Raw genomic sequence first — 26,052 nt, 5'->3', positions numbered from 1 at the left:
TGTGTGTCGCAGAGTCGCGGCGGTCGCAAGCCGACGGGCGAGACGCACGGCCGCTGCTTAGCGTGAACGGTGTGAGCCCTCCGACCGCCCCCGCGCGGCCCGCCGCCCGCCACGGCTGGGCGCAGGCCCTCGGCGCGGTGCTGACCGGACTGGCCGTCATGGCACTCGTGGCGGCACTCGGGCTGTGGGCGGCCGGCGCGGCGGATCTGCCGGACGGCGCGTTCCCGAGGGTGGTGGTCGCGACGCTGGTGACGGCCGTCGGCGGCACCGTCGCACTGTCGGGCAACGCGGGGGTGCTGGCGGAGAGCCACGCCGGTCTGACCGTGATCCCGCTGTCGGTGACACTCGTCGGCGCCCTCGCGATCGGGACGGGTTTTCTGCGTCCGCTGCGGCACCGGGCGGTGGCCTCGGCCACGGAACTGGCCGGGTGGGCGGCGCGGCTCGCGGTGCTGTGGCTGCTGGCGCTGATCGGGCTGGCCCTCGGTGCCCGGCAGACCTTCGCCGTCGACGTGGGCAGCGGCACCCTCAGCGATCTGGCCGGGCTGTTCAACGCCGCGCCGAAGGTCGGGTTCACCGCGGACGTGCCGCTGACCGTGCTGTTCGGGCTGCTGTGGCTGGCCGGGGTGCTGCTGCTGGCGGTGCTGGTCGCGCGGGGAGCTCCGCTGCCGGGGCGGCTGCTGCGCTTCCAGGAGTCGGTGCGCCCGGCGGCGCACGCGGTGGTCGTGCTGCTCCTCGGCTACGTCGTCGTCGGCCTCGTCATCGCGCTGATCACCGCGGCCACCCGCGGGCACGTCGCCGCGACCCTGGCGCTGATCCTGCTCGGCCTGCCCAACCTGGCCTGGCTGGCCCTCACCGTCGGTCTGGGTGCCACCTGGAACGGCCGGGTGGACGGGCCGTTCGGGCTGCCGGTGCCCCATGTCCTGGACGAGCTGCTGCGCACCCCGGGCGCATCGGAGCTGAATCTGCGCACGCTCACCGCCCACGACGGCCGCTGGTGGTGGCTGGCGGTCGTGGACGCGGTCCTGCTGCTGGCTGTCGCGTTCCGGATGGCGGCGCGCTCACCGGCCCGGATCCGGCTGTGGCAGCACGCCCTGCACCTGGCCGTCGCGCTGGCGCTGACCGTGCTGATGATCTGCCTGACGGGCCGTGTCTCGGCGCACTACGGCCTGTCCCTGCTCGGCATCGGCAACCTCGGCGGCGGACTGTCCGGCGAGTTGTTCCTGGAGCCGCGGCTCTGGCAGGCGGTGGGCCTGGGCGCCCTGTGGGGACTGGTCGCCGGGCTGCTGGGCGGGCTGCTCGCGCTGCCGGTGCGGCGGCGGGGCGATGTCGGTGAACAGCCTCGGCCCTGAGCGCTCTTCGCTCACGTGTGGAACATCGGGTCGGCCCAGTGCGGGGGCCGCCGGGTGTCGGTCATCGTGCGGCCCGAGCCCGAGCCCGCGTCCGTCTCCCTTTCCGTCTCCGTTTCCGTCTCGGTCGCCCGGGGGCCGTCGGCCGGCGGGTGCACGGGGGTGGCGGTGGTGGCCCGCAGCGCGGCGACGAAGTCGAGGCAGGTGACGTACCGCTCGTCCGGGCTCTTGGCGAGGGCCCGGGCGAAGACGGCGTCGACGGCCGGGGCGAGTCCGGGGCGGGCCGCGCTCGGCGGGGGTGGCTCGTCGTACTGGTGGGCCCACAGCAGCGCCATGTCGTCCTCGCGCCGGAAGGGCGGGCGGCCGGTGAGGGTCTCGTAGACGACGCAGGCCAGCCCGTAGACGTCGCAGCGGCCGTCGACGGGGCGGCCGGAGATCTGCTCGGGCGCGACGTAGTCGAGGGTGCCGACGAACTGGCCGACGCTGGTGAAGCCGGTCAGGGACAGCGACTTCTTGGTGAGCCCGAAGTCGGTGAGGTACACGTGCTCGGGGTGGTCGCGGTCGGTGCCCTCGGCGATCAGGATGTTGCCGGGTTTGACGTCCCGGTGGACCAGACCGTGTTCGTGGGCGGCGTCGAGGGCGGAGGCCACCTGTCCGGCGATGCGGACGGCGTCCGGCACGGCCAGCGCTCCGTGGACGTCCAGCCGATGGCGCAGGTCGCTGCCGGAGACGTACCGCATGGCGATGTAGAGCACGCCGTCCGTCTCGCCGGCGTCGTAGACGGGCACGATGTGCGGGTGGTCGATCGCGGCGGCCACCTGGGACTCGTGGGTGAACCGCTTGCGGAAGGTGTCGTTGCGGGCGAGTTCGGGCGCGAGCAGTTTCAGGGCGACGGTGCGGTCCAGGCGCAGGTCGTGGGCGCGGAAGACGACGGCCATGCCGCCGCGCCCGACCTCGCTCTCGACCCGGTAGTTCGCCACCGTCCGGCCGATCAGTTCCGCGGGCCGACCGGAGAACAGGCTGGTCTCGCGGGCCATCAGCGCTCACCGTCGGGCGTCACCAGCCGGGTCGGGGCGTGCCCGGGCCCGGTGTCGCCGGTGACCGCGTGGTCGGTGGCGTAGGTGGTCAGCCGGCGTCCGTCGCCGTACATCCAGCGGCTCTCCTCGGGGTCGTAGAGCCAGACGGCCTCGCCGTCGACGACGATCCCGATCCGCAGGCCGTGGGTGCGGTCCGCGAAGTCCTCGCCGGCGAGGGAGCCGGCCGCCAGCTCGTCCACGGCGGAGCGGTAGGCGGCGAGGGCCTCGGCGGCGCGGGCCAGCAGGGGCCGGGGGTCGGCGGCGCCGGCCGGTCCGCCGGCGACGGGCGGGTCCTCGGGTACGGCGACGAGCCCGCGCCCGTCGACCCAGGCGGCCCAGCCGTTGGCGCAGCCGATGTGCGCCCAGTCGCCGCGCCGTTCCAGGAGCTGGACGGGCAGCAGGGGGTCGAGGGGCACGGTGGGCCGGGCCGGGTCGGGGGCCTCCCAGGCGGGCATGCCGCGCGGCGGGACGACGTGCGTGGGCCGGAATCCGGGACCGGGCGCTCTGCTCATCGGGCGCCTCCTTCCGCGTGGGGCTCGTGATGCCTGCGGGTGCGGGTCGTCGTGCTCTGCCTCCGGCTACTTCCGCATGAGGGCGGGCTCCTGCCGGCGCAGCAGCCGGGCGACGGCGAGGCCGCACAGGGCGGACAGCACCAGCAGCATGGCCAGGTCGAGCAGCCAGACGCCCGGCGCGTGCCGGAAGAGCGGGTCGGCGGCCGGCTTGCCGGGCACGAGCCGCGACAGCCCGACCGTGCCGGCCATGGCGCCGAGCGCCCAGCGCGAGGGCACGAGCCAGGACAGCTGCTCCAGACCGGGCACACCGTGGAGTGTGAGCAGGGCCCCGCAGAAGACGACCTGCACGATGGCGAGGAGCACCAGCAGCGGCATCGTCACCTCCTCCTTGCGCACCAGCGCGGAGACGAGTAGGCCGAACATCATGGCGGTGAACGCCAGCAGGGCGACGGCCAGGGCGATCTCGGCGAGCGGCGGCAGCAGGACGCCCTTGCCGCCGGGGGCGTCGAGGTCGACGCCGAGCAGGGCGACCAGGGTGAGGACGACGGCCTGGGCGACGGTGACCGTGCCGAGTACCACGATCTTGGACATCAGGTACGCCGATCTGGGCAGGCCGACGGCGCGTTCCCGCCGGTAGACGGGGCGTTCCTTGACGAGTTCGCGCACCGCGTTCGCGGCGCCGGTCAGCACGGCGCCGACACACAGGATGAGCAGTGCGTTCATCGCCGTGTCCGGGGTGAGGCGCCCGCCCGCCAGGGCACGGGCCATGGCGCCCATGACGAACGGCAGGGCGGTCATGACGACCAGGAAGGTGCGGTCGGCGCTCAGGACGGCCGTGTAGCGGCGGACCAGGGTGCCGAGCTGGGCGCCCCAGCCGCGTGGGCGGGGCGGCGGTGCCGGGGTGACGGGGGCCGGTCCGGGGTGGTGGGGCTGGGTCGTGGCCTCGGTGACGTAGTGCCGGTGGAACGGCGACGCGCGGTACTCCCCGGCCCAGTCACGGTCCGGCTCGCGGTCGAAGGCCTCGAAGGCCTCCGGCCACTGCTCGTGGCCGAGGAAGGCGAGGGCGTCGTCGGGCAGACCGTAGTACGCCACTCTGCCGCCGGGGGCGAGGACCAGCAGGCGGTCGCAGCCGCCGAGGCTGAGCACGCTGTGGGTGACCACGACGACCGTGCGGCCGTCGTCGGCGAGGCCGCGCAGCATGGTCATCACCGAGCGGTCCATGCCGGGGTCGAGCCCGGAGGTCGGCTCGTCGAGGAAGAGCAGCGAGGGTTTGGTGAGCAGTTCCAGGGCGACGCTGACCCTCTTGCGCTGTCCGCCGGACAGGCGGTGCACGGGCTGGTCGGCGCGGTGTTCGAGACCGAGTTCCCGGATGACCTCGGTCACCCGGGCCTGCCGCTCGGCGGGGGCGGTGTCCTCGGGGAAGCGCAGTTCGGCGGCGTAGGTGAGGGCGGCGCGCACGGTGAGCTGGGGGTGCAGGATGTCGTCCTGCGGGACCAGGCCGATGCGCCCGCGCAGTTCGGCGTAGTCGCGGTAGAGGTCGCGGCCGTCGTAGAGGACGGTGCCGCGGTCGGCGGGCCGCTGTCCGGTCAGGGCGTTCAGCAGCGTGGACTTGCCGGCGCCGCTCGGCCCGACCACGGCGAGCAGGCACTTCTCGCCCACCGGGAAGGACACGTGGTCGAGGAGCACCGTGCGCCCGCCGTCGACGGCGACGGTGAGCTCCTGCACGTCGAGGGAGACCTCGCCGGTGTCGACGTACTCCTGGAGTTCCGTGCCGACGAGGCAGAACGCGGAGTGTCCGATGCCGATGATGTCGCCGGGGCCGACACGGGCGCCGCCGGTGACCGGTCGGCCGTTGAGGTAGGTGCCGTTGTGGCTGTCCAGGTCCGCGATCTCGTACGTGCCGTCCGGGTGGGCGCGCAGTTCGGCGTGCCGGCGGGAGACGGTCAGGTCGTCCACCACCAGGTCGTTGTCGGGGGCCCGGCCGATGCGGACGGTGCGCGGGGGCAGCGGGCGGACGCTGGTGGGGCGGCGGAAGGTGCCGGTCAGCCGGGGCTGTGACACGGCGGAGGGGCGGTCGGGGGCCGGTTCCGGGGCGTCGGCGGGCATCACGCGGGGGCCGTCGGCGGGGCTGCCGAAGCGGATCTCGCTGCCGGGGCGGACGTCCCAGCGCTCGATCCTGCGGCCGTCGGCGTAGGTGCCGTTGGTGCTGTGCTGGTCGGCCAGGGTCCAGCGGTCGTGGTCGCAGCGCAGCACGGCGTGGTGCCACGAGACCCGGGCATCGTCGAAGACGATGTCGCTCAACGGGTCGCGTCCGACGTGGTAGTCACGCCCCGGGCTCATCACCGTGGAACCCGTGTCGGTCTCCAGGACGAGCTCGGGCGCCGTCGGGGCGACCGGCCGCTCCGCCATGGCCAGAATTCTACCGATTAGCCCCGCTATAGGCCTCTCCGCTCCCTCCGCTCTCCCCCCGCTCGGGTCTCCCCGCAGCCCCGCCCGCGGCGCATGGACACGTGTCAGGCGACGGGTACGACGAGGGCGGGCAGGGTGCGCTGCATCCGGAGCGCGTCGACGGACTCGGCGAGCAGCTCGTACTCGGTGGTGTCGTCGCTGGCGGCGATCCGCACCAGCCGGCCGACCGCCAGTTCGTCGGCCACCCGCTCCTGCCCGACGTCGTCGGCGCACCAGGCGCGCAGCAGCGTGGGCACGTCGGCGACCGTCTCGGCGACGGGCACCAGCGCGCCCACGGGGAAGGAGGGATGCCCGGGGCTCGGGTCGAGCCGCTCGGCGATCCAGGACGCACGGTCCCGTAACCACCACAGGGCGAGCGCCAGTGTCGGCGCGCGATAGGTGCCGAGCGGTACGCCGATGCGGCGGCCGTCGCACATGCCGTACGCCGTGACATGGCACAGGAATTCGTCGTGCACGTCTCACTCCCCCGTCGCCTCGCTGGTGTGCCGGCCGAAGCCCCGCCTTCCCGTGCGGCTCCTGTGCGGTGAAGTGCCCCTGGCGTTCGAGTATCGCCTCTCCCGAAACACTGTCACCATGCCTTTCCGGCCAGCCTGTTGGCATATTCGGCGCCCGTTGTGACCGGAATGCACCGAGGTGTGCGCGGGCCTGCGGCATTACCGGAGAGGTAATCGACCCGCCCCGCCGGCCTCCGGCATGGTGGTCACACCGGATCGGCGAAGCACCGGGTCCGGGCCCGACCAGCACTGACGACCTCGATGGAGGCTGATTCACCATGTCCGTGAACACCGACCGTTACGAGACCGCGGCCGCCCGTTACTTCGAGGCCTGGAACGCCACCGAGCCGGAGGCGCTGAAGAAGGCGGTCGCCGCCGCGTGGACCGCGGACGGCGGTTACACCGACCCCCTCGCCGACGTTCGCGGCCACGAGGGCGTCGCGGCCGTGATCACCGCCGCCCACGAGCAGTTCCCGGGGTTCGTCTTCCGCCCGCTCGGCACGGTGGACGGCCACCACGACACGGCGCGCTTCGGCTGGGAGCTGGTGAGCGAGGACGGCTCGACTCCGGTCGCCGGGTTCGACGTGGTCACCCTGGACGAGGAGGGCCGCATCCGGCAGGTGCTGGGCTTCCTGGACCGGGTGCCGGAGGGCGCCTGACGCCGGCCGGCCGATGGCCTAGGCCGGCCGGCGGCCTGGGCGAGGGGCTGCCCTCCCGCCCGGCTTCCCCCCACACTGAGTGGCATGCACCTGCGCATCGAAGCCCACTCCCTGCCCGGCCGCGACTGCGGGCCCGGGCGGGACTTTCACGGGGTCAGCGCGATCGAGGTGGCGGTCCAGCGCAAGGACCGGCCGGCCGAGCTGCTCGATCCGCAGCCCGGCGACGCCGCGACGGCGACATGGACGCTCCCGTGCACGTTCACGGCCGACGGCGAGCTGCGCGGCCCGTACGTGCGGAACCGGCTCGGCGGACGCTTCGTCTATCTCTCCTGGGTCGGCAGGCAGCCGCAGGAGGAGGCGTCCCGGATGTTCAGGCGCGCCAAACTGATGCTCGCGGACGTTCCGCCCGAGGTGCTCGCCGAGGCTCGGCGGCGGGGCACGCTGGTGGGCCGGCTCGCCCTCACCGACGCCAAGGGCCGTCCGCTGTGCGGGCGGGTGGTGCCCCCGGCGATCGTGTGGAGCGCGGGCGAGCCGGCGCAGACGTGAGCCCGCGTCCCACTGCCCTGCGGCGGGGCTACGGACGGACGATCGCGTCGATCCGGGCCAGCTCCTCCGTGTCGAAGTCCAGGTTCCGGATCGCGCCGACGCTGTCCTCGACCTGCTGCGCGCTGCTCGCGCCGACCAGCGCGGAGGTGACCCGGCCGCCGCGCAGCACCCAGGCCAGGGCGAGCTGGGCCAGGGTCTGGCCGCGGGACTTCGCGATCTCGTCCAGGGCGCGCAGCCGCGCGACGAGGTCCTCGGTGACCGCGTCGGAGTTCAGGAAGGGGCTGTCGCCGGCGGCGCGGGAGTCCTCGGGGATGCCGTCGAGGTAGCGGCCGGTGAGCAGGCCCTGCTCCAGCGGGGAGTAGGCGATGGAGCCGACCTGGAGTTCGTCCAGGGCGTCGAGCAGGCCCTCGTCCTCGGGGCGCCGGTCCAGCATCGAGTAGCGCGGCTGGTGGATGAGGAGCGGGGTGCCGAGGTCGGCCAGGATGCGGACGGCTTCCCGGGTCTGCTCGGCGGAGTAGTTGGAGACACCGACGTAGAGCGCCTTGCCCTGCCGCACCGCCGAGTGCAGCGCGCCCATCGTCTCCTCCAGCGGAGTGTCCGGGTCGGGGCGGTGCGAGTAGAAGACGTCGACGTACTCCAGGCCCATCCGCGTGAGGCTCTGGTCGAGCGAGGAGAGCAGGTACTTGCGCGAGCCCCATTCGCCGTACGGGCCGGGCCACATGAGGTAGCCGGCCTTGGTCGAGATCACCAGCTCGTCGCGGTACGGCGCGAAGTCGGCCTTCAGGGCCTCGCCGAGCGCGGACTCGGCGGCGCCGGGCGGCGGGCCGTAGTTATTGGCGAGGTCGAAGTGGGTGACGCCCAGGTCGAAGGCGCGGCGCAGGATGGCGCGCTGGGTCTCGACGGACCGGTCCGGGCCGAAGTTGTGCCACAGGCCGAGGGACAGCGCGGGAAGCTTGAGCCCGCTGCGTCCGGTGCGGCGGTAGGGCATGCCGTCGTAGCGGTCGGGGTGTGCGGTGTACAACGCGACTCCAGAGGGATGGGCACATGGTCTGCCGGGACCACTCTTGCGCGTACCGCACGCAGCGGTCCAACAGGAGAATCCGATGGAATTGTGCGGCTAGGCTTCTCAATCATGGAACTGCGCCATCTCCAGCACTTCGTCGCGGTCGCCGAGGACCGCCACTTCACCCGGGCCGCCGAGCGTCTGATGGTGTCCCAGTCGGGGCTGTCGGCCTCGATCCGGACGCTGGAGCGGGAGCTGCGGGCGCCGCTGTTCGTGCGGACCACACGCCGGGTGACGCTCACCGAGGCGGGGCGGGCGCTGCTGACGGAGGCCGAGCGGATCCTGTCGCAGGTGCGCTCGGCGCACGAGGCGGTGGCGGCGGTGCAGGGCGTGCTGCGCGGCACGCTGGCCCTCGGCACCGAGCAGTGCATCGCCGGGGTGCACGTGGCACGGCTGCTGGCGGGCTTCCGGGGGCGGCATCCGGACGTGGAGATCCGGCTGCGGCAGGCGGGCTCCGGCGCGCTGGCCGAGGAGGTCGCGGCCGGGCGGCTGGACCTGGCCTTCGCCTACCGCACCCGGGCGGACTCCGATCAGCTGCGCTCGGTGGCGCTGACGAGCGAGCCGATGACCGTGCTGTGCCATCCCGGCCACCGGCTGGCGTCGGCGGGCGCGGCGCTCACCCCGGAGGACCTGGCCGGGGAGGTCTTCGTCGACTTCCATCCGGACTGGGGCCCGCGCCGCACGACCGACGCCGCGTTCGCCGCCGCGGGCGTACGGCGCACGGTGGCGCTGGAGGTCAACGACGTGCACAGCCTGCTGGACCTGGTGGACGAGAACCTGGGGATCGCGGTCGTGCCCCGGCACTTCCGGCACAAGCGGCCCGCGCTCACCGCGCTCCCGCTGAAGGGCGCGGGCGAGGCGGCGTACGAGACGGTCGCCCTGCTGCCGCCGGACCGCGCCACCAGCCCCGCCGCCCGCGCGCTCGTCACCCTCCTCGAAACGGGAGGCGGGACAGGGGGGTTTGCACCACCCCAGGAGGGGCCCCAGGCCTCCTGATCCGGGCCGCCCGCCGCCGCAGACTCGGAACCGTCGGCACGACTGACGACGGTTCAGGGAGACATGTCATGGCGGAACACACACGGCGGAACGTGCTGCGCGGCACGGCGGGGCTCGCGGCGGCGGGCGCACTCGTGGGCGCGGGCGCGAGCGCCGTAGCGGCGGACCCCGCAAGGGAATTGACGGAACGTCACTACCCCTTTCTGGAAGGGGTGTTCGCCCCGGTCACCGAGGAACTGACGGCCTTCGACCTGCCGGTCAGCGGCCGCGTCCCGCGCGAGCTGAACGGCCGTTTCCTGCGCAACGGCCCCAACGTGCTGGGCCTGGAGGATCCCCGGGCCCACCACTGGATGCTCGGCGACGGCATGGTGCACGGTGTGCGGCTGCGCGACGGCAGGGCCGAGTGGTATCGCAACCGCTGGGTGCGCTCCTCGCAGGTCGCACGGAAGCTCGGCGAGACGTACCCCGGCCCGGTGCCCGCGGAGGACTTCGCCTGCAACACGCACGTCATCCCGCACCGGGGGCGGATCCTCGCGCTCCAGGAGAGCGGCCCGCTGCCGTACGAACTCGACGGCGAGCTGGGCACGGTGGGCACGTACGACTTCCGGGGCACACTGGAGGGCGCGTTCGCGGCGCACACCAAGTACGACGCGTTCGCGGACGAGTTGCACGCGATCGCCTACCACCCGGACTGGGACCACGTCCGACACCTGGTCGTGGAAGGCTCCGGCCGGATCGCCCGGACGCACCGGATCCCGGTGGCGGGCGCGCCGATGATGCACGACTTCGCGCTGACCGAGCGGTACGTCGTCGTCTTCGACCTGCCGGTCACCTTCGACGCGGCGGCGGCCGGGGCCGGCGCCCCGGTGCCGTACGTCTGGAACCGGAAGCACCCGACCCGGGTGGGTGTCATGCCGCGTACCGGCGGCCCGGTCCGCTGGTTCGGCATCGATCCGGTCTTCTACTCGCACACCCTCAACGCCTACGACGAGGGCGAGTCGGTGGTGATCGACCTGATGGCCTACCCGGCGCCGTTCTACGTCGCCGGGCGCGGCTCGGACGGGCCGTACGACGCGCGCACGGCCAGGCTGGAGCGCTGGACCGTCGACCTGCGCCACGGGCGGGTGCGGCAGCGGGTGCTGGACGACCGGCCGCAGGAGTTCCCGCGGGTCAACGAGGCGCGGGTGGCACGGCGGCACCGCTACGGCTACACGGCGGCGGCCGCCGGGATGACCGCCGCGTATCTGACGCCGGACGGCGCCGCCCCGCCCGACGACGCCTTCTCCGACGCGCTGGTCAAGCACGACCTGCTGCGCGGCACCACCCAGGTGCACCGGCTGCCGAGGGGCGCGGCGGCGGGCGAGGCCGTGTTCGTCCCGCGCGACCCGGACGACCGGCGGGCGGCGGAGGACGACGGGTACACCCTCGCCTACGTCCACAACCCGGACCGCGGCCTGGCCGACCTGGTGATCCTCGCGGCGCAGGACTTCACCGGCGAGCCGGTGGCGCGGATCCAGCTGCCGGGGCGGGTGCCGCTGGGCTTCCACGGAAGCTGGATTCCGGACGCGTGAGGGCGCCGGATACGCGATCGTGGACCGTATGCATGCCAAGGACATCCTCATCGACGGCTACGGCCGCATCCAGGAAGAAGTCCACGCCGCCCTCGACGGCCTCGGACCGGACGAGCTGAACCACCGTCCGGCGCCCGACGCCAACTCCCTCGCCTGGCTGGTCTGGCACCTGACCCGGGTACAGGACGACCACGTCGCCGACGCCTTCGGCCTGGAGCAGGTCTGGCTCAGCGACGGCTGGGAGAAGCGCTTCGGCCTCGACCTGCCGCCCCGCGACCACGGCTACGGGCACACCCCGGCGAAGGTCGCCAAGGTCCGGGTCGACGCCGCGGACCTGCTGACCGGGTACTACGACGCCGTCCACGAGCAGACCCTCGGGGCGCTCAAGGGGCTCGCCGCCAAGGATCTGGAACGGGTCGTGGACGAGGGCTGGGATCCCCCGGTCACGCTGGGGGTCCGCCTGGTGAGCGTCCTGTCCGACGATCTCCAGCACGTCGGACAGGCCGCCTACCTCAGGGGGCTGCTTCAGAGCGCGGCCGCGTAACCCGGCAGGACCACGTCCTCGACGAGGGCCCTGCGCTCGTCGAACGGGATGAACGCGCTCTTGACGGCGTTCACCGTGACCGTGCGCAGGTCCTCGACGGTCCAGCCGGCCTCCTCGACCAGCAGGGACATCTCCCGGGTCATCGTCGTCCCCGACACCAGCCGGTTGTCGGTGTTGAGGGTGACCCGGAAGCCGAGGTCCTTCAGGGCCGTGATCGGGTGCTCGGCTATCGAGGTGGCGCAGCCGGTCTGGAGGTTGGAGGTGGGGCACATCTCCAGCGCGATCCGGCGGTCGCGCACCCAGGAGGCGAGCCGGCCGAGCTTGCCGGCCGCGAGGTCGGGGATGTCCTCGGTGAGGCGGACGCCGTGGCCGATGCGCTGGGCGCCGCACACCTGGACGGCCTGGTGGATGCTGGGCAGGCCGTGCGCCTCGCCGGCGTGGATGGTGAACGGCACGCTCTCGCGGCGCAGGTGCTCGAAGGCGGCCAGGTGGTCGGCGGCCGGGAAGCCGTCCTCGGCGCCGGCGATGTCGAAGCCGACGACCCCGGCGTCGCGGTAGGCGACGGCCAGGTCGGCGGCCTCGCGGACCCGGTCGAACATCCGCATCCCGCACAGCAGGGTGCCGACGCGGACGGGGGTGCCGTCGGCGGCCGCCTTGGCCATGCCGGCGGCGAGGCCCTCCTGGACGGTCTCCACGACCTCGGCGAGCGACAGCCCGCCCTTGGTGTTCAGCTCGGGGGCGTAGCGCACCTCGGCGTAGACGACGCCGTCGGCGGCGAGGTCCAGCACGTACTCCTCGGCGGCGCGCAGCAGGCCCTCGCGGGTCTGCATGACGGCGAGGGTGTGCTCGAAGGTGGCGATGTAGCGGACCAGGTCACCGGAGTTGGCGGCCTCGAAGTACCAGGCGGCCAGTTCGTCGGGGTCGGTGGTGGGCAGGGTGTGACCGATCTCCGCCGCGAGTTCGACGACGGTGGCGGGGCGCAGGCCGCCGTCGAGGTGGTCGTGCAGCACGGCCTTGGGGAGCCGGCGGAGGGTCTCGGTGTCGATGCGGGACACGGTCATGGCAGGGCGTTCCTCGGCGAGTGGTTCAGCGGTGATCAGGCGGCGGGCTGGAGCAGGTCCCAGCGGTTGCCGTACAGGTCCTGGAAGACGGCGACGGTGCCGTACGGCTCGTGGCGCGGCTTCTCCAGGAAGGTCACTCCGGCCGCGGTCATGCGGGCGTGGTCGCGGGCGAAGTCGTCGGTGTGCAGGAAGAAGCCGACCCGTCCGCCGGTCTGGTCGCCGACGCGGGCGCGCTGGTCCTCGCCCTTGGCGCGGGCGAGCAGCAGACCGGTGCCGGCTCCGGCACCGCCGGGCTCCACGACGACCCAGCGGGAGCCGTCGGGGCGCGGGGCGTCCTCGGCGAGCCGGAAGCCGAGGGCCTCGGTGTAGAAGCGGATGGCCTCGTCGTAGTCGTCGACGACGAGGGTGACCAGGGCGACGCGTCGCATCGGGACCTTCCGGTGGGGTTGGTTAGCGGGTGAGGTTATACGTAAAACTTTGCGGGCGCCAGTCCCGTTCTACGCGCGTTGCGCCTCGGGTGCTTCCATGCGTCGCCTCAGGGCTGCCGCGGGATGTCGGCCGGTGGTCGGCCGGTGGTCCGGGTCAGGGCGTCTCGTCGCCCTGGGCGATCTCCACACGGTGGTGGAAGTCGGCCATGCCGGCGACCGAGGCCACGCAGGAGACGGCGGTGCAGGCGAGGAGGAGGGCCGCGATCGTGCGGCCCGTGCGCGGGGCACGCGGGGCGGCCAGCAGGGCCTGGACGCGCTGCGGGACGGGACCGGAGGTCGCGGCGGCCACGAAGTCGGGGCGCTCGGCGGGCGCGGAGTGCCCGGCGAGGGCCGCGCGGGCGATGGCACGGGCGGTCAGCCGCCGGTCGCCGACCCGGGCCGCGGCGGCCTCGTCGGCGGCGCGCTCGGCGGCGAGGCGGATCGACTCGCGGACGGGGCGCAGCGCCGGGTGGCAGTGTGCGGCGAGTTCTGCGGCGGCGAGGAAGTAGTGGTGGCCGCCGTCGTTGTGCGCCCGCTCGTGGGCGAACAGCGCCTCGCGCTCGGGGCCGTCCAGGCTGCGCAGCATCGCGGTGGTGACGACGATGCGGTGCGGGCGGCCCGGCAGCGCGTAGGCGTCCGGGCGGGACGAGTCCACCACGCACAGGTCGCCCGCGGCGGGGCCGCGCCCGGCCTGTGTACGCGCGACGCGGAAGGCGCGCGTCTGGCGGAGCACGGACCGGACCAGGGTCCAGCCGCACACGGCGAGCACACCGACGGAGGTCGCGGCGGCGGGCAGGACGACGAGGTCCGAGGCGGTGTGCAGCGGGCGGACCAGTTCGCCGAGCGCGGCGAAGAGCGGCACCTTGAACAGCCCGATCAGGACGAACGAGCCGAGCGCGGCCAGCGAGCAGCCGGCGAGGACGACGGCACAGACGGTGACGACCCACAGCGCGACGACCGGGGTCAGCCGGCCCAGGGCCCGGCGGGCGAGGGCCGGCAGGGCGAAGGGCAGCAGCAGGGGCAGCAGGAGCAGTGCGGTCATCGTTCTTCGGGTTCGAGCAGGTCCCGCAGGACACGTTCGTCGTCGGGGCTGAGCTGGGCCACGAACCGGGCGAGCACGGTCTCGCGGTCGGTGTCGCGGTCCAGCTCGCTGTGCATGCGGCGCGCGGTGAGCCCCTGGGCGTCCTGGACGTCGCGCACCGGGACGTAGGCGAAACCGCGACCCTGGCGGTGCCGCTCCACGACCCCCTTGTCGTGCAGCCGGCTGAGGATCGTCGTCACGGTCGTCCGCGCCAGGTCCGCGCCGAGGCGCGACTGGACCTGGCCGGGCGTCTGCGGCCCCCCGGCGGCCCACAGCGTGGCCATGACACTCGCCTCGAGCTCACCGGCCGGCCGGCGCTCGTCCTTCGCCTCGGTCATGGAACGATCCTCACCCCGTCTACGTATGCGGCCAGGGAATCCGTCTACACGATGGTAGTCAACCGCCTTCGTACGGCTGTGCGCCCGCCTTGTCCCTTACCCGCCCATTATGGGTGGGCCCGGAGTGGCCGGGCCGGATCCCCCGCCCGCGTCAGCTCGCCCCGGTGCCCGGCCCGGTGTGCAGGGCGTCCAGCCGCGCCGTCTCGTCCGCCGTCAGGCGCAGCGCCCCCGCGGCCACGTTCTCCGTGAGGTGGTCGGGGTTGCCCGTGCCGGGGATGGCGAGGACGTGCGGGCCCTGGTGGAGGGTCCAGGCGATGCGGATCTGGGCGGGGGTCGCGCCGTGGGCGCGGGCGATGGCGCGCACCTCCTCGTCGTGGGTGTCGGCCGCCGCGTGGGCGCCCGCCTCTCCGGCGACGGCGTAGAAGGGGACGAACGCGATGCCGTGCTCGCCGCACAGGCGGAGCATCTCGTCGTCGACGGGATCCGGCCGGTCCAGGGCGTAGCGGTTCTGGACGCTGACCACCGGGGCGATCTCCAGCGCCTCGGTGAGGTGGCGCGGTTCGACGCCGGAGATGCCGAGGTGGCGGACGAGCCCGGCCGTGCGCAGTTCGGCGAGGGCGCCGAAGTGCTCGGCGACGGAGTCCTGGCGCATCCGGCGCAGATAGACGAGGTCGAGGTGGTCGCGGCCGAGCTGGCGCAGGTTCTCCTCGACGTGGCCGCGCAGTTGGTCGGGCCGGGCCGAGGTGCCCCACTCGCCGCAGTAGTCGCGGAAGGGGCCGACCTTGGTGGCGATGACCAGGTCGTCGGCGTACGGCGCGAGGGCGGTGTTGATGAGCTCGTTCGCGGAGCGGGTGGCCGAGAAGTAGAAGGCGGCGGTGTCGATGTGGTTCACGCCCAGCTCCACGGCCCGGCGCAGTACGGACAGGGAGCGCTCCCGGCTGCTGGGAGTGCCCAGGTGGAACGCGGCGCTGCCCGTCAGCCGCATGGCTCCGAAGCCGATGCGGTGGACGGGCAGATCGCCGAGCGTGACGGTGCCGGACGCTTCCGCAGTGATCGTTTCAGCGGTCATTCGGCGGAGTGTCGCACATCCGGCCGTCCACGCAAGCGAATTGAGCGAGGGCGGCCGCGCCGGTGCCTTCTCAGCCGAGCGGCTTGTCCAGGACCGCCTTGCGGTGGCTGAACGTCTCGATGGAGTAGCGGCCGTGGTAGTTGCCCATGCCGCTCTCCCCCACGCCGCCGAACGGCAGGTCGGAGACGGTGAGATGGGCGAGGGGCAGGCCGTAGCCGAGGCCGCCGGAGGAGGTCTCGGCGGCGATGCGTCCGCGTGTCTGCTCGGACTCGCTGAAGACGTACAGCGCGAGCGGTTTGTCGCGGTCGTTGATGAAGGCGATCGCCTCGTCCAGGCCGGACACGGTGACGATCGGCAGGATCGGGCCGAAGATCTCCTCCTGCATGACCGCCGACGCCGGGTCGACGTCCGAGAGGACGGTCGGGGCGATGTACTTGGCGGTACGGTCGCTCGCGCCGCCCACGGCCACCCGGCCCGAGCCGAGCAGCGTCGACAGCCGGTCGAAGTGGCGCTCGTTGACGATACGGCCGTACTCCGGGGACTGCGCGGGGTCGGTGCCGAACAGCGTCTCGACCGCCCGCACCAGGCTGGTCTCCAGGGCGGCTGCGGTCTCGGGGTCGGTCAGCACGTAGTCGGGGGCGACACAGGTCTGTCCGGCGTTGAGGAACTTGCCGCGGGCGAGCCGGTCCGCGACCACGTCCAGGTCGGCGTCGCGGTCCACGAACACCGGTGACTTCCCGCCGAGTTCGAGGGTGACCGGGGTGAGGTGCTCGGCGGCGGCGCGCATCACGATGCGGCCGACGGTGCCGTTGCCGGTGTAGAAGATGTGGTCGAAGCGCTCGGCCAGCAGGGCCGTGGTCTCCGGGACACCGCCCTCGACCACGGCGACCGCGTCGGTGTCGAGGTAGGCCGGAATCAGCTCGGCGAGGGCGGCCGAGGTGGCCGGGGCCAGCTCGCTGGGCTTGACGACCACCGCGTTGCCGGAGGCCAGCGCGCCGACCATGGGGGCGAGCAGCAGCTGCGCCGGGTAGTTCCAGGGGGCGATGACGAGGACGACGCCCAGCGGGTCGTACTGCGTCCAGGCCGTCGCGTCGGCGCCGAGGTGGGCCGGGACGGGCGCGGGCTCGGGGCGCAGCCAGTCGGCGAGGTGGTCCAGGGTGTGGTCGATCTCGCGGATCGTGAAGTCGATCTCGGTGCGATAGGCCTCGGTGCCGCTCTTGCCGAGGTCGGCGTGGAGGGCGGCAGCGAGGTCGGCGCCGCGTTCCGTGAGCATCGCGCGCAGGCGGCGCAGCTGCTCGGTGCGCCAGTCGACGGGCTTGGTGCGGCCGGTGGCGAAGGTGGCGCGCAGCCGGGCCACGATGTCGGCGGGCTGCTCGATGGCGGGGTGGTTCACGGATGCCTCGCTGGTGGTGCCGGGCGGTTACGGCCCGAGCCTAGGACTCATTGGATGTAGTCGCCAACCTTTCAGGTCCTCAAGTTGATTCCGGCGGGCAGAAGTGATCACGCTCACACGCCCGGGCCACCCCCGCGCCGCCCCGATACGCCCGCCCGGATCGGCCCCCGTCCACGGATCGCCCGGAATGGTCCGGAAGAATCCTCACCATGACCACCACCGCGCATCCGCTCGTCACCCGCGCCCGCCGGCTCGCCGCCGAGCTGCTCGTCCCCGAGGCCGAGCGGGTGGACCAGCAGGGGGTGCCCGCGAGCCATATCGCGGCGGTGAAGCGGTCGGGGCTGCTCGGCGTGGGGGCACCCGTCGCGTACGGCGGCTCCGGCGCGCCGCCCGCGGTGCTGCGCGAGACCGCCGAGATCCTGGCCGGTGCCTGCTGCTCGACGTGGTTCGTGCAGACCCAGCACCACTCCCCGGTGCAGACCCTCGCGCAGAGCGAACTCCCGGTCCGCGAACGCCTGCTGGGCCCGCTGGCGCGCGGCGAGCTGCTGGCCGGGGTGGCGTACGCGCATCTGCGGTCGTATCCGCGGACGCCGGTGCGGGTCCGACGGGAGGCCGGCGGCCTGCGCTTCGACGGGACCGTGCCCTGGTACACGGGGTGGGGGCTGAACGACGTGCTGCTGCTCGCCGGGGTGACCGAGGCCGGCGAGGTGCTGTTCGCCTTCGCCGAGGCCCGCGAGCAGCCGGGACTGCGCGCCTCGGAGCCGATGCGCCTCGCCGCGCTCACCGCCGCGCGCACGGTGTCGCTGGAACTGTCCGGACTGCGGCTGCCCGAGGACGCGGTCGCCCTGCGGATGCCGTACGCACGCTGGGCACCCGGCGACCGGGCCCGGACGCTGAACGCCAACCCGGCGGTCTTCGGCGTCGCGCGCGCCGCCCTGGACCTGCTGGACGAGGAGCCGGCCGCCCCGCTGCGCGCCCGGCTCGACGATGTGCGCCGCCGGGCCTACGCCCTGGCCGACCATCCGGTGCCGCGGGAGCGGGCCGAGGAGCGGCTGGCCGTGCGGGCGGAGGCGTACGAGGTGCTGCGCAGGGCCACCACGGCGGCGGTGGTCGTCGGGGGCGGCCGGTCGATGGCCCTGTCGAGCCGGGCCCAGCGCCTCGCCCGGGAGGCGCTGTTCCTGCTGGTCCAGGGGCAGACGACGGAGACCCGTACGGCGCATCTGCGCGCGCTGGTGGCCGGCTGAGGCACGCGAGCGGGCGTCAGCGCCGTCGCAGTGTCCCCTGGGCCGGCGCATGCGTGACGACCGCGGCGGCCGCGACGAAACCGACGCCCTGGGCCAGGTCACGGGGCCGGGTGGGGCGCAGGACGCCGGAGCGGCGCAGCCGGCCGCGGGCCCACACGGTGAAGGGCAGGACGATCAGGGGTGTGGTCCCCCAGGGGCTGTCGTCACATTCCCGCCTGCCGTACGGGCGGACGACGGAAATGTGGCGACAGGCCCTGGGCCGCGGTGTAGCCACGCATGGTGGCGTGGCCGCCTGCGCCAGATGGACCAGGCCGTGCGGACCGCAGGCGTTGACCGCGGTCCGGTACGCGGCGCAACGGCCCCCGGTCCGGTGACCTCGGCGGCCGCGACGGCCATCGCGGCGACCGCCGTGGCGGACTCCCGCGCGTCCACGGACTCCAGCCGCCGCCACGCCGCCTCCGGCACCCGGGGGAACCGCCGCCGCAGCTCGGGCACCTGCGTGCGCACCCAGCGCGGCACCATGACCAGTTCCTCGGTGTCGTGCAGCGCCCAGGCCGCCGGCAGGCCCCACGTGACTGCGGCGGAGGCCTCGTTCGGTTGCCGCGTCATGAACCAGCAGTCCGCCAGGGCGAGTTGGTCAACTCGTGAACGGCACCTGCGCCGAGGGGACGGCCGAGGGGTCGTCGGGGTGTGTCCACAGCCCCTGGGCGGCGAGGCGGGGCAGCACGCCCTCGCCGAACCAGTACGCCTCCTCCAGGTGCGGATAGCCGGAGAGGACGAACTCGTCGATGCCGAGCGCGTGGTACTCCTTGATCCGCTCCGCGACCTCGTCGTGGCTGCCGACCAGCGCCGTGCCCGCGCCGCCGCGCACCAGGCCGATGCCGGCCCACAGGTTCGGGTGGATCTCCAGGCTCTCCCGGCTGCCGCCGTGCAGCGCGAGCATGCGCCGCTGGCCCTCGGACTCGCTGCGCGCGAGCCCCGCCTGCACGGCCCGGACGGTCTCCGGGTCGAAGCCCGCGAGCAGCCGGTCCGCCTCCGCCCAGGCCTCGGCGGCGGTGTCGCGGGTGATGACGTGCAGGCGGATGCCGAAGCGCAGGGTACGGCCGTGCTCGGCGGCCAGCGCGCGGATCCAGGCGATCTTCCCGGCGACCTGCGCGGGTGGCTCGCCCCAGGTCAGGTACACGTCGGCGTACTTGGCCGCGACCTCTCCCGCGGCAGGCGAGGAGCCGCCGAAGTACATCTCGGGCACCGGGTCGGGCAGCCGGCTGAGCTTCGCGTCCTCGACGCGCAGGAACTCGCCGTCCAGGTCGACGCTCTTGCCGTCCCACAACTGGCGCACGATGTGCAGGAATTCGCCGGTACGGCGGTACCGGGCGTCCTTGTCGAGGAAGTCGCCGTAGGCCCGTTGTTCGTGGCTCTCGCCGCCGGTGACGACGTTGAGCAGCAGCCGGCCGCCGCTCTGCCGCTGGAAGGTGGAGGCCATCTGCGCGGCGAGCGTGGGCGAGACGGAGCCGGGCCGGAAGGCGACCAGGAACTTCAGCCGCTCGGAGTTCTGGCTGACCATGGCGGTGGTCAGCCAGGCGTCCTCGCACCAGGCGCCGGTCGGGGTGAGCGCGGCGGCGAAGCCGAGCTGCTCGGCGGCGCGGGCGATCTGGCTCAGGTAGGCGACCGTGGGCGGCCGGTCCCGGCCCGACGCGGTGGCCGGGGTGCCGTGGCCGCCGCCGACGACATGGCGGCTGTCGCCGTTGGTGGGCAGGAACCAGTGGAAGGTGAGGGACACGTGGGCTCCGTTCTCTGGTGTCCGTCGCAGCGGGCCGTGCGGCCCGTCAGAGCAGGCCGTGCCGGGGCGGCGGGGTGCCGGTCAGCGCGTACCGGCCGAGGTGCTGGATCTTCCAGCGGGCCGGGTCGTGCAGGGTGTGGGTGCGGGCGTCGCGCCAATGCCGGTGCAGATTGAGGGAGTCGAGCGCGGAACGGGTGCCGGCCACTTCGAAGAGGGCACCCGCCACCTCCACCGCGGCCTCTCCCGCACGCACCTTGGCGGCGGCGACGGCGAGGGACGCCTCGGCCGCCGTGTCGTCGGTGAGCCGACCGCGGGCCGCGTCGACCGCGCGGGCCGCCTCCTTCAGCAGCGCCTGGGCCGTCCGCACCCGGAGGGCGAGTTCACCGAAGCGCTGGACGAGCAGCGGATCCTCGACGGCGGCGTCGGCACCGCTCTCGAACCACGGGCGGCTCTTGGTGCGGACGAACTCCGCGGCCTCCTCAAGCGCCCCGCCCGCGATGCCGGTGTCGATGGCGGCGTGCAGCAACTGCGCCACGGCGCCGTGCAGTTGCGGCCCCTCGAAGGTGAGGTGGTGAGGCAGCACCCGGTCGGCAGGCACGGGTACGGCGTCCAGGCGGACGGTGCCGCTGGCCGTCGTCCGCTGGCCCATGCCGTCCCAGTCGTCGACGACGCTCAGTCCGGGGGCGTCCCGGGGGACGTAGGCGACGTGCAGGGTGTCGTCCGGGACCCGGGCGAGCACCGGGATCCAGTCGGCGAACAGGGCGCCGGTGGAGTAGTGCTTGACGCCGGTCAGCCGGTACGACCCGTCGGGTCGGGGCTCCAGGCGGGTGCGGATGTCCTGCACGTGCTTGGTGCCCGCTTCGGACTGTGCGTTGCCGAACCGGCGTCCGGCCAGGAGCTCGGCGAAGAAGAACTTCCGCTGCCGCTCGGTTCCCTGACGTTGGATCACATTGGTGTACACGAAGTGGCTCTGCGGGATCTGGGCGAGGCTCGCGTCGGCCGTGCCGAGCAGCCGGAAGATCTCCGCGAGGGTGCCCATGGTGACGTCGGCGCCGCCGTGGTCGGCGGGCACCGTGACGGCGAGCAGCCCGGAGCGGGACAGCCGGTCCAGTTCGGCCCGGGGCAGGCGCCGTTCGGCGTCCCGCTCGGCGGCCCCGGCGCGGAACTCCGCGGCCAGGGCCGTCGCGACGGCGAGCGCCTCGGCGTCGTCGGCGATGACGTGTGCGGCGGTCATGGGACGGCTCAGCTCGCCGCCGCCAGCAGCGGGGTCCGGCCGAGGGCGGCGGAGAACTGGTCCACCACCTGCCCGAGCGCCTCGGCGGTGGCCGGGGCGACGGTCAGTGAGCCGTCCTCGCGCACGGTGATGTCCTTGTCGAGGGTGAACCAGCCCTGGACGATGTGTGCGGCGCCCATGGAGTTCAGCACCGGGCGCAGCGCGTAGTCGATGGCGAGGACATGGGCGGTGGAGCCACCGGTGGCCAGCGGCAGCACGGTCTTGCCGGTGAGCGCGTACTGCGGGAGCAGGTCGAGGAGCGCCTTGAGCACGCCGGAGTACGACGCCTTGTAGATGGGCGTGCCGATCAGGACGCCGTCGGCGCGGGCGAACAGTTCGGCGGCCCGGGCGATGGCCGGGTGGCGTACGTCGGCGCCGAGCAGTGCCTCGGCCGGCAGAGCGCGGACGTCGAGCGTGATCACCTCGTGCCCGTGGGCGGTCAGCTGCTGGTCCAGGTGGCGCAGCAGGCGGCCGGTGCGGGAGGTGGCGGAGGGGCTGCCGGAGACGGACAGGACGGTGGCCATGCGTGCCTCGTTTCTGGTGCGCCGGGCGCCCGGGCGAGGACGGGCGCCCGGGCGGAGGGCGGTCAGGAGTACCAGGTGGGTTCGGGCAGTTCGCCCTCGAGGACCCAGCGGCCGACCTCGCGTCGCTTGTAGGCGACGGGGTCGTGCAGGGTGTGGGTGCGCACATTGCGCCAGAAGCGGTCCAGGCCCTCCGCCGTCGCGGTGGCGCGGGCGCCGGTGACCTCGAAGATCCGGCTGGTGATCTCCAGGGCGACCTCGGTGGCGCGGGCCTTGACCGCGGCGACCCGCACCTCGAACTCGCCGCGGGTCCGGGCGGTGACCGCGTCGGGGTCGTCGTGCAGCTTCTGTCCCTCGGCGGCGACCGCGTCGGCGAGCGCCTCCACGGCCCAGAGCTTGGCGGTGAGGTCTCCGTAGGTGTCGATGACGTACGGCTCGTCGACCGCGCGCTCGTGGCCTCCGTGCAGCCAGGGGCGGGACTTGGTGCCGGTGTAGGTGATGGCCGTGTCCAGCGCGCCGGCGGCGATGCCGAGGTAGAAGCTGACGAACACCAGCTGGATGGTGGGGACGTTGAGGGTGTTGTAGACCCGCGGCCGGAACTCCTTGTCCACGTACCCGGCGGCGGAGGACCACGGGGTGCGGACCCCGTCGAGGGTGACGCCGCCGCTCTCGGTGAGCCGCTGGCCGATGTTGTCCCAGTCGTCGTGGAAGGTCAGCCCCTCGGAGTCGGACGGCACGATGGCGAAGACATGCTTCTCGGTGCCCTCCAGGACGCCTTCCAGGACGGTGACGTCGGAGACCCTGCTGCCGGTGGAGAAGGACTTGCGGCCGGTGAAGACCAGGTCGTCGCCGTCCTCGGTGACGATCACGTCCTTGTCGCGCGGGTTGACGGCGCCGCCGAAGAACCAGCGGTCACGGGAGGCCTCGGCCTCCACGTGCTCCCACTGCTCACGGGTGCCGACGAGCCGGGCGGCCCAGAACCACAGGTAGTGGTAGCCGAGGAGCTGTCCGATCGAGCCGTCGGCCTTGGCGATCTCGCGGACGACCCGGTAGGCGGTGGGCCAGTCCTGTCCCGCGCCACCGTGTTCGACGGGGCCGAGCAGGGTGACGAGGCCGGAGTCCTTCAGCAGCCGGACCTCGGCGTGCGGGGTGGCACCGGCCCGGTCGCGGGCTGCGGCGTCGGTGGCGAGGACGGCCGCCACCTCGGTGGCACGGGCGATCCAGTCCTCGGCGGTGGCGGGGGCGGGGCGGGTGGTCCAGTCGGTGTGCGCGTCGGTGCCGTCGGTGCTGCTCATTCGGGGGTGACCTCTTTCTCGCGGTGCGGCCCGGTGCTCTTCCGGTGCGGCGCGAAAGGCGGGGGGAAGGGACGGTCAGGTGTGGGCGGGTGCCGGGACGGGCTCGGGCTCGCTCCCGGGAAGCTGTGCCTCCAGCTCCCGTACGAGGGGGAGCACGCGTTTGCCGAAGTACTCGACCTCCTCGTGGTAGTGGAGGAAGCCGAGGAGGAAGAGGTCGACGCCGAGCTTCTTGTAGGCGACGATGCGTTCCGCGATCTGCTCGGGAGTGCCGATCAGGCCGGTGCGGAAGCCGTCGTTGTACTGGACCAGGTCCTCGAAGGCGGAGTCCTGCCACATGCCCTTGCCGTCGGCGGTGGACCGACCGGCCTGCTGGACGGCGGCGCGGAAGCCGTGGACGGCCTCGGTGTCGGCCTTGGCGACGATCTCGCGCAGGGTCTCGCGGGCCTCCGCCTCGGTGTCGCGGGCGATGAGGAAGCCGTTGAGGCCGAACTTCGGTGCGCCGCGGCCGACCTCGGTGGCGGCGGCGCGGACGTCGGCGAGCTGCTCGACGACGCCGTCGTAGTCCTTGCCGTTGGAGAAGTACCAGTCCGAGACCCGGCCCGCCATGCGCCGGGCGGCGGTCGAGTTGCCGCCCTGGAAGATCTCCGGGTGAGCGCGCCCGGGGACGTCCAGCGGCTTGGGCTTCAGGGTGAAGTCCCGCAACCGGTAGAAGTCTCCGGCGAGTTCGGTGTGGTCCTCGGTCCAGATCTTCCGCAGGGCGGTGATGAACTCCTCGGACCGCCGGTAGCGCTCGTCGTGCTCCAGCCAGGGTTCGCCGAGCGCGGTGAACTCCCCCTTGAACCATCCCGATACGACGTTCACGGCGAACCGCCCGCCGGACAGGTGGTCGGCGGTGGCGCCGAGCTTGGCGAGGACGCCAGGGTGCCACAGGCCGGGGTGGACGGCGGCGATGACCTTCAGTCGCTCGGTGGCCAGCAGCAGGGCGAGGCTGAAGCTCGTCGACTCGTGCTGGTACTCGGCGCCGTAGCTGGCCATGTACCGGACCTGGCTGAGGGCGTAGTCGAACCCGTTGTTCTCGGCGAGCACGGCGAGCCGGCGGTTGTACTCGTATCCCCAGTCGGTGCGCTGTTCGATGGTGCTGGTGACGAGTCCCCCGCTGACGTTGGGGACCCAGTAGGCGAATTGCAGGGGTGCTGCGGGCATGCGGAACTCCTGGTGCGTCATGCTTTCGGGCACGCCGAATTCAGGCGTAGGCACGGTCGCCGCAAAGGGCGCGGGCGCACTTCAACGAAGGTGCGGGCGCGGTGAATTCAGGCGAGAAAGAGGAAGCCGAGAGCGAGGAGAAGGGGAAAGCGCGGCGGATCGCGGAGGGGTGATCAGGCCGCGGCGCAACAGGAGGCGCTGGAGACGCGTACGAGGTCGACGTGGCGTCGCCGCGTGAGGTCCAGTCGCATCGTCATGCCGTCGATCGTGGCAGCCGTCGGCGACAGCCGTCAAGGAGAACCCGACCGGTCTCGTATCGCGGACCATTGAATTTCACGAAGGTGTGACAGGAAAACCCTTGAACCTGTTCCACCCGGCCCCGCATTCTGCGGCGGTGCGTACCGAACAGCTGGAATACATAGCCGCCGTGACCCGGCTGGGTTCCCTGCGCCGAGCGGCCGACGAACTGCGTTTGTCCCAGCCCGCGTTGAGCGAGACGGTGCGGAACCTGGAACGGGAACTCGGTGTCGACCTTCTGGAGCGGAAGCGGTCGGGCGCGAAGATGAGCGCGGCGGGCCGGGAGCTGCTGCCGCACATCGTGAGCGTGCTGGAGGCGGTGGACCGGCTGCGAGCGGCGGCCGGCGAGCAGCACCGCATCAGCCGCATGGTGCGGGTCGGCACGGTCAACGCGGCGACCGTGCCGCTGCTCATCCCCGTACTGCGCGCGTTCCGGGCGGCACATCCCGTCACCCAGGTCGAGGTGGTCGGCGCGCAGCAGACGGAGATCCAACGGGGCTTGGCGGAAGGCGGGTTCGATCTGGGCCTGGTCAACCACCTGGACGGCGACGACGCCCCCGCGGGCATGGAGTGCACACAGTTGCTGCGGGGGCGCCCGGTGGTGTGCGTACGCCCGGACAGCCCGCTCGCCACGCTCGCGGTGGTCGGCGTCGAGGACCTGCTCGGCGTCCCGCTGATCGCGATGCGCGCCGGGTACGTGATGCACCGGTACGTCCACCGGCTGCTGTCGGGCCGCGTCCCGGCGTTCTCGTACTCGACGGACGGCGCGGAGATGGGCAAGCTGATGGTGGCCGAGGGGCTCGGGGCGACCGTACTGCCGGACTTCAGCGTCGCCGGTGACCCCCTGGAGCGCTCCGGCGTCCTCACCAGCCGGCCGCTGACCGACGACACGACCAGGGTGCTGCTGACACTCCAGCGCCGCCGCGCGGAGTCGATACCACAGGCGGCACGCGACCTGCACGCGGCTTTCGTGCGGCGGGCACGGGAACTGACGGCGGGCTGACCGGCGGAGCGCGCCCCGCGCCGCCTTCGTCGTCGCCCGCGCACTTGAGCCGCGTCATGACCGTCTCGATCGTCCTGTTCACCGCCGATCTGCGGCTGCACGACCACCCACCGACCGCGTGGCTCCGTTCGGGCGTCGCCGCGTACGAGGACCGGGACGAGGACCCGGCCGGCGACGCGACCTCACGGCGGTCGCCCCGTCTGCACTGCGGCACGCTCTCGCCCGTCGAACTCGCCCACCGCGCGCGGAAGGCGGGCGGATCCGGCGAGGAGGCGTTCGTCCGGCAGCTCGCCTGGCGGGACTCCCACTGTCAGGTGCCGACGCGCGGCCCGTCACGGCGGACATCGAGGCGTGGCGGGAGGGCCGTACCGGCGATCCGGTGATCGACGCGGCGCTGCGCCAACTGCGCCACGACGGCTGGACGCACCACCGCGGGCGTGCTGACTGCGGCTTCCCGACGAAGACGCCGTACGTCGACCGGCGTGTGGGGGCGCGCCACTTCCTGGGCCTGCAGTCCGACGGGGACCTGGCGAACGACCAGCCGAACCGGCAGTGGGTGGCCGGCACCGGCACCCGCCCCCGCCTCGGGGGCTACCCGGACCCGATCGCCGACCTCGCCGACGGTCCGGCCCGCTTCCGGTGGGCCCCGCCTCCGCCCGGGACGGAGCCCGACCGCCGAGCCCTACACATAAAGCCGAAATAAGGGCAAAATGGAAGCAAGCGGCGCTTATCTCACGCCGCACCAGACACG

The 26,052-nt window shown here is 73.3% G+C and carries 27 protein-coding genes and 1 pseudogene; 9 read left to right on the top strand and 19 right to left on the bottom strand.

What is annotated here, in order from left to right; translation table 11 throughout:
- Positions 1-71 precede the first annotated feature (71 nt).
- A complete protein-coding gene (locus tag ACZ4MF_RS24970; RefSeq protein WP_467494140.1) occupies positions 72-1,349 on the top strand; it encodes a streptophobe family protein in 1,278 nt (425 codons plus the stop codon).
- Between the two features lie 11 nt (positions 1,350-1,360).
- Here the strand turns inward: ACZ4MF_RS24970 and ACZ4MF_RS24965 are convergent, their stop codons facing one another.
- The 4 genes from ACZ4MF_RS24965 to ACZ4MF_RS24950 form a co-directional block, all read right to left on the bottom strand.
- On the bottom strand, positions 1,361-2,383 hold the full coding sequence (locus ACZ4MF_RS24965; RefSeq protein WP_467494139.1) for a serine/threonine-protein kinase: 1,023 nt from the start codon (positions 2,381-2,383) through the stop codon (positions 1,361-1,363).
- Complete coding sequence (locus ACZ4MF_RS24960; RefSeq protein WP_467494138.1) at positions 2,383-2,934, bottom strand: hypothetical protein; 552 nt, start codon at positions 2,932-2,934, stop codon at positions 2,383-2,385. The genes ACZ4MF_RS24965 and ACZ4MF_RS24960 overlap by 1 nt, the downstream gene beginning before the upstream one ends.
- A 66-nt stretch (positions 2,935-3,000) precedes the next feature.
- Complete coding sequence (locus ACZ4MF_RS24955; RefSeq protein WP_467494137.1) at positions 3,001-5,343, bottom strand: ABC transporter ATP-binding protein/permease; 2,343 nt, start codon at positions 5,341-5,343, stop codon at positions 3,001-3,003.
- A gap of 104 nt (positions 5,344-5,447) precedes the next feature.
- Positions 5,448-5,858, bottom strand: coding sequence for a hypothetical protein (locus ACZ4MF_RS24950; RefSeq protein ID WP_467494136.1), 411 nt, complete (start codon positions 5,856-5,858; stop codon positions 5,448-5,450).
- A 317-nt stretch (positions 5,859-6,175) separates the two neighbouring features.
- On the opposite strand from ACZ4MF_RS24950, the gene ACZ4MF_RS24945 reads away from it, so the two are divergent.
- Together ACZ4MF_RS24945 and ACZ4MF_RS24940 are read left to right on the top strand one after the other, a co-directional pair.
- Positions 6,176-6,556 carry a nuclear transport factor 2 family protein gene (locus ACZ4MF_RS24945; protein WP_402067490.1) on the top strand — a complete coding sequence of 127 codons (381 nt, stop codon included), beginning with the start codon at positions 6,176-6,178 and terminating at the stop codon, positions 6,554-6,556.
- Between the two features lie 84 nt (positions 6,557-6,640).
- Positions 6,641-7,102 (top strand): DUF5990 family protein, encoded by a 462-nt coding sequence (locus ACZ4MF_RS24940; protein WP_467494135.1) that lies wholly within the window; start codon positions 6,641-6,643, stop codon positions 7,100-7,102.
- A gap of 28 nt (positions 7,103-7,130) precedes the next feature.
- On the opposite strand, the gene mgrA is transcribed toward ACZ4MF_RS24940, so the two are convergent.
- Positions 7,131-8,123: an L-glyceraldehyde 3-phosphate reductase gene (gene mgrA / locus ACZ4MF_RS24935; protein WP_467494134.1), complete on the bottom strand. Its 993-nt coding sequence runs from the start codon at positions 8,121-8,123 to the stop codon at positions 7,131-7,133.
- A gap of 111 nt (positions 8,124-8,234) precedes the next feature.
- Here mgrA and ACZ4MF_RS24930 point away from each other — a divergent pair, with 111 nt between their 5' ends.
- The 3 genes from ACZ4MF_RS24930 to ACZ4MF_RS24920 all read left to right on the top strand — a co-directional run bounded on the left by ACZ4MF_RS24930 (position 8,235) and on the right by ACZ4MF_RS24920 (position 11,276).
- Positions 8,235-9,161: a LysR family transcriptional regulator gene (locus tag ACZ4MF_RS24930; RefSeq protein WP_467494133.1), complete on the top strand. Its 927-nt coding sequence runs from the start codon at positions 8,235-8,237 to the stop codon at positions 9,159-9,161.
- A gap of 68 nt (positions 9,162-9,229) precedes the next feature.
- Positions 9,230-10,732 (top strand): carotenoid oxygenase family protein, encoded by a 1,503-nt coding sequence (locus tag ACZ4MF_RS24925; protein ID WP_467494132.1) that lies wholly within the window; start codon positions 9,230-9,232, stop codon positions 10,730-10,732.
- A 28-nt stretch (positions 10,733-10,760) separates the two neighbouring features.
- Complete coding sequence (locus ACZ4MF_RS24920; protein WP_467494131.1) at positions 10,761-11,276, top strand: mycothiol transferase; 516 nt, start codon at positions 10,761-10,763, stop codon at positions 11,274-11,276.
- On the opposite strand, the gene ACZ4MF_RS24915 is transcribed toward ACZ4MF_RS24920, so the two are convergent.
- The 6 genes from ACZ4MF_RS24915 to ACZ4MF_RS24890 all read right to left on the bottom strand — a co-directional run bounded on the left by ACZ4MF_RS24915 (position 11,258) and on the right by ACZ4MF_RS24890 (position 16,685).
- Positions 11,258-12,337: an adenosine deaminase gene (locus ACZ4MF_RS24915; protein ID WP_467494130.1), complete on the bottom strand. Its 1,080-nt coding sequence runs from the start codon at positions 12,335-12,337 to the stop codon at positions 11,258-11,260. The genes ACZ4MF_RS24920 and ACZ4MF_RS24915 overlap by 19 nt on opposite strands.
- Positions 12,338-12,372: 35 nt before the next feature.
- Positions 12,373-12,765 carry a VOC family protein gene (locus tag ACZ4MF_RS24910; RefSeq protein WP_467494129.1) on the bottom strand — a complete coding sequence of 131 codons (393 nt, stop codon included), beginning with the start codon at positions 12,763-12,765 and terminating at the stop codon, positions 12,373-12,375.
- A gap of 154 nt (positions 12,766-12,919) precedes the next feature.
- Positions 12,920-13,846: a M48 family metalloprotease gene (locus ACZ4MF_RS24905; RefSeq protein WP_467494128.1), complete on the bottom strand. Its 927-nt coding sequence runs from the start codon at positions 13,844-13,846 to the stop codon at positions 12,920-12,922.
- On the bottom strand, positions 13,843-14,223 hold the full coding sequence (locus ACZ4MF_RS24900) for a BlaI/MecI/CopY family transcriptional regulator (RefSeq protein ID WP_356032245.1): 381 nt from the start codon (positions 14,221-14,223) through the stop codon (positions 13,843-13,845). The genes ACZ4MF_RS24905 and ACZ4MF_RS24900 overlap by 4 nt, the downstream gene beginning before the upstream one ends.
- Before the next feature lie 151 nt (positions 14,224-14,374).
- Positions 14,375-15,292, bottom strand: coding sequence for an aldo/keto reductase (locus tag ACZ4MF_RS24895; protein ID WP_467494127.1), 918 nt, complete (start codon positions 15,290-15,292; stop codon positions 14,375-14,377).
- 70 nt (positions 15,293-15,362) lie between these two features.
- On the bottom strand, positions 15,363-16,685 hold the full coding sequence (locus ACZ4MF_RS24890) for an aldehyde dehydrogenase family protein (protein WP_467494126.1): 1,323 nt from the start codon (positions 16,683-16,685) through the stop codon (positions 15,363-15,365).
- 209 nt (positions 16,686-16,894) lie between these two features.
- Between ACZ4MF_RS24890 and ACZ4MF_RS24885 the strand changes: the two genes are divergently transcribed.
- Positions 16,895-17,929: an acyl-CoA dehydrogenase family protein gene (locus ACZ4MF_RS24885; RefSeq protein WP_467494125.1), complete on the top strand. Its 1,035-nt coding sequence runs from the start codon at positions 16,895-16,897 to the stop codon at positions 17,927-17,929.
- A gap of 16 nt (positions 17,930-17,945) precedes the next feature.
- On the opposite strand, the gene ACZ4MF_RS24880 is transcribed toward ACZ4MF_RS24885, so the two are convergent.
- The 8 genes from ACZ4MF_RS24880 to ACZ4MF_RS24845 all read right to left on the bottom strand — a co-directional run bounded on the left by ACZ4MF_RS24880 (position 17,946) and on the right by ACZ4MF_RS24845 (position 24,252).
- Complete coding sequence (locus ACZ4MF_RS24880; protein WP_467494202.1) at positions 17,946-18,203, bottom strand: hypothetical protein; 258 nt, start codon at positions 18,201-18,203, stop codon at positions 17,946-17,948.
- Positions 18,104-18,451, bottom strand: a complete 348-nt coding sequence (locus tag ACZ4MF_RS24875; RefSeq protein WP_467494201.1) for a hypothetical protein — start codon at positions 18,449-18,451, stop codon at positions 18,104-18,106. The genes ACZ4MF_RS24880 and ACZ4MF_RS24875 overlap by 100 nt, the downstream gene beginning before the upstream one ends.
- A 115-nt stretch (positions 18,452-18,566) precedes the next feature.
- Complete coding sequence (locus ACZ4MF_RS24870) at positions 18,567-19,709, bottom strand: LLM class flavin-dependent oxidoreductase (RefSeq protein ID WP_467494124.1); 1,143 nt, start codon at positions 19,707-19,709, stop codon at positions 18,567-18,569.
- 46 nt (positions 19,710-19,755) lie between these two features.
- Positions 19,756-20,943 carry an SfnB family sulfur acquisition oxidoreductase gene (locus tag ACZ4MF_RS24865; RefSeq protein WP_467494123.1) on the bottom strand — a complete coding sequence of 396 codons (1,188 nt, stop codon included), beginning with the start codon at positions 20,941-20,943 and terminating at the stop codon, positions 19,756-19,758.
- 8 nt (positions 20,944-20,951) lie between these two features.
- Positions 20,952-21,506 (bottom strand): NADPH-dependent FMN reductase, encoded by a 555-nt coding sequence (gene ssuE, locus ACZ4MF_RS24860; RefSeq protein ID WP_467494122.1) that lies wholly within the window; start codon positions 21,504-21,506, stop codon positions 20,952-20,954.
- A 62-nt stretch (positions 21,507-21,568) separates the two neighbouring features.
- On the bottom strand, positions 21,569-22,798 hold the full coding sequence (locus ACZ4MF_RS24855; protein ID WP_467494121.1) for an acyl-CoA dehydrogenase family protein: 1,230 nt from the start codon (positions 22,796-22,798) through the stop codon (positions 21,569-21,571).
- Between the two features lie 75 nt (positions 22,799-22,873).
- Complete coding sequence (gene sfnG / locus ACZ4MF_RS24850; protein WP_467494120.1) at positions 22,874-24,001, bottom strand: dimethylsulfone monooxygenase SfnG; 1,128 nt, start codon at positions 23,999-24,001, stop codon at positions 22,874-22,876.
- 173 nt (positions 24,002-24,174) lie between these two features.
- The gene (locus tag ACZ4MF_RS24845) at positions 24,175-24,252 is read right to left on the bottom strand and encodes a putative leader peptide (protein WP_467494200.1); all 78 of its coding nucleotides are present in this window, start codon (positions 24,250-24,252) and stop codon (positions 24,175-24,177) included.
- Between the two features lie 143 nt (positions 24,253-24,395).
- Here ACZ4MF_RS24845 and ACZ4MF_RS24840 point away from each other — a divergent pair, with 143 nt between their 5' ends.
- Positions 24,396-25,301: a LysR family transcriptional regulator gene (locus ACZ4MF_RS24840; RefSeq protein ID WP_467494119.1), complete on the top strand. Its 906-nt coding sequence runs from the start codon at positions 24,396-24,398 to the stop codon at positions 25,299-25,301.
- 116 nt (positions 25,302-25,417) lie between these two features.
- Positions 25,418-26,004: pseudogene (locus ACZ4MF_RS24835) on the top strand (FAD-binding domain-containing protein); the annotation flags it as partial.
- Positions 26,005-26,052: the final 48 nt, after the last annotated feature.

The sequence above is a fragment of the Streptomyces sp. NPDC025793 genome, from assembly GCF_055558375.1.
This window is presented reverse-complemented; position numbering and strand designations above follow the sequence as displayed.

Bases quoted from the DNA above. Each gene is read 5' to 3' on its own strand.
- sfnG (WP_467494120.1), bottom strand. From the start codon at position 24,001: ATGCCCGCAGCACCCCTGCAATTCGCCTACTGGGTCCCCAACGTCAGC.
- ACZ4MF_RS24915 (WP_467494130.1), bottom strand. From the start codon at position 12,337: ATGACCGTGTCCCGCATCGACACCGAGACCCTCCGCCGGCTCCCCAAG.
- ACZ4MF_RS24930 (WP_467494133.1), top strand. From the start codon at position 8,235: ATGGAACTGCGCCATCTCCAGCACTTCGTCGCGGTCGCCGAGGACCGC.
- ACZ4MF_RS24865 (WP_467494123.1), bottom strand. From the start codon at position 20,943: ATGACCGCCGCACACGTCATCGCCGACGACGCCGAGGCGCTCGCCGTC.
- ACZ4MF_RS24955 (WP_467494137.1), bottom strand. From the start codon at position 5,343: ATGGCGGAGCGGCCGGTCGCCCCGACGGCGCCCGAGCTCGTCCTGGAG.
- ACZ4MF_RS24875 (WP_467494201.1), bottom strand. From the start codon at position 18,451: ATGGTGCCGCGCTGGGTGCGCACGCAGGTGCCCGAGCTGCGGCGGCGG.
- ACZ4MF_RS24945 (WP_402067490.1), top strand. From the start codon at position 6,176: ATGTCCGTGAACACCGACCGTTACGAGACCGCGGCCGCCCGTTACTTC.
- ssuE (WP_467494122.1), bottom strand. From the start codon at position 21,506: ATGGCCACCGTCCTGTCCGTCTCCGGCAGCCCCTCCGCCACCTCCCGC.
- ACZ4MF_RS24905 (WP_467494128.1), bottom strand. From the start codon at position 13,846: ATGACCGCACTGCTCCTGCTGCCCCTGCTGCTGCCCTTCGCCCTGCCG.
- ACZ4MF_RS24940 (WP_467494135.1), top strand. From the start codon at position 6,641: ATGCACCTGCGCATCGAAGCCCACTCCCTGCCCGGCCGCGACTGCGGG.
- ACZ4MF_RS24885 (WP_467494125.1), top strand. From the start codon at position 16,895: ATGACCACCACCGCGCATCCGCTCGTCACCCGCGCCCGCCGGCTCGCC.
- ACZ4MF_RS24910 (WP_467494129.1), bottom strand. From the start codon at position 12,765: ATGCGACGCGTCGCCCTGGTCACCCTCGTCGTCGACGACTACGACGAG.
- ACZ4MF_RS24925 (WP_467494132.1), top strand. From the start codon at position 9,230: ATGGCGGAACACACACGGCGGAACGTGCTGCGCGGCACGGCGGGGCTC.
- ACZ4MF_RS24965 (WP_467494139.1), bottom strand. From the start codon at position 2,383: ATGGCCCGCGAGACCAGCCTGTTCTCCGGTCGGCCCGCGGAACTGATC.
- ACZ4MF_RS24845 (WP_467494200.1), bottom strand. From the start codon at position 24,252: ATGCGACTGGACCTCACGCGGCGACGCCACGTCGACCTCGTACGCGTC.
- ACZ4MF_RS24920 (WP_467494131.1), top strand. From the start codon at position 10,761: ATGCATGCCAAGGACATCCTCATCGACGGCTACGGCCGCATCCAGGAA.
- ACZ4MF_RS24895 (WP_467494127.1), bottom strand. From the start codon at position 15,292: ATGACCGCTGAAACGATCACTGCGGAAGCGTCCGGCACCGTCACGCTC.
- ACZ4MF_RS24855 (WP_467494121.1), bottom strand. From the start codon at position 22,798: ATGAGCAGCACCGACGGCACCGACGCGCACACCGACTGGACCACCCGC.
- ACZ4MF_RS24900 (WP_356032245.1), bottom strand. From the start codon at position 14,223: ATGACCGAGGCGAAGGACGAGCGCCGGCCGGCCGGTGAGCTCGAGGCG.
- ACZ4MF_RS24960 (WP_467494138.1), bottom strand. From the start codon at position 2,934: ATGAGCAGAGCGCCCGGTCCCGGATTCCGGCCCACGCACGTCGTCCCG.